At 47.4% G+C, this 1,153-nt stretch carries 1 protein-coding gene; it reads left to right on the top strand.

Annotated features, from left to right (window positions below; all coding sequences use genetic code 11):
• Positions 1 to 173: 173 nt before the first annotated feature.
• A complete protein-coding gene (locus NG821_RS12575; RefSeq protein WP_317233098.1) occupies positions 174 to 1,127 on the top strand; it encodes an IS30 family transposase in 954 nt (317 codons plus the stop codon).
• Positions 1,128 to 1,153: the final 26 nt, after the last annotated feature.

A 1,153-nucleotide genomic window follows, 5' to 3' on the forward strand; every position in this document is an offset into this window, starting at 1 on the left:
GGCAAGTTCAATATAGAAGTGCAATTCCTGGGTATTGGTAAGATGGAATAATCTATACCGGAAAACACCTGGGAGTTTGGGGGCGAGTAGCCCCCAATAAGGAGAAATTTGACAGGCAATGCAATAAAACAAATTGGGGAGACCTCTGTCTCCCCGAGATTAATTAAATTTGCATTGTGAATTACAGACAACTAACCTCGGAGCAAAGGTACACAATATCTGTGCTACTTAAGCAAGGAAGAATGAAAAAAGATATTGCAGCAGCAATAAAAGTCAGTCCGTCCACACTGTCGCGTGAACTAAGTCGCAATAGCGGGAACCAGGGTCATTACAACTGGGAGACGGCTCAGTATAATGCCATGTACCATAGGCATCGCAGTCCCGGAAACCGTGCGATAAGCCCGGAAGTAAAGTCCGAGGTCTTGTCTCTGCTGACCGAAAGTCAATGGTCTCCCGAACAAATATCCGGCCGTTTGTCCAGGGAAGGCATATTCGTCTCCCATGAGACCATTTATAGGATAATACGCAAGGACAAGGAGCAGGGAGGGCACCTCTATATGCATTGCCGGCATAAGCTCAAGCACAGGTCCCGTCCCGTCGGGGAGAGACGAATCCCCATACCGGACAGGACAAGTATAAGGGAGCGTCCGGGGGATGCGGACGGGAAACGGTTCGGGGACTGGGAGATGGATACTATTGTAGGAAAGAACAATCACGGGGCTATACTTACGCTTATGGAACGGAGCAACAATTTCCTTCTTATGAGGAAGCTGCGCAAGGGAAAGGATGCCAGGGAGACTGCTTTGACGGTTGTCAGGCTGCTGGAGCCCTTCAGGGACTATGTGGATACCATAACGACGGACAACGGGACGGAATTTGCATGCCACAAATATATCACCAGGAAACTGGGAGCCAAAGTCTATTTTGCAGACCCACACGCACCTTGGCAGAAGGGGGCCGTGGAGAACGGAAACGGGCTGGTCAGGCAATATATACCAAAGGGAACCGATTTTGACAGCATAACCATTCAGAAAATAAAGATGATTGAGTATAAAATTAACACAAGACCAAGAAAGAAGTTGAACTTTGACTGTCCGCTTGAATCCTTTTATGATAAGATTATCTAAATTTGCACTTGCTTGTTGAATTCACC

Origin of the sequence: Segatella cerevisiae, from assembly GCF_024054555.1 — a bacterium.
Classification (GTDB): domain Bacteria; phylum Bacteroidota; class Bacteroidia; order Bacteroidales; family Bacteroidaceae; genus Prevotella; species Prevotella cerevisiae.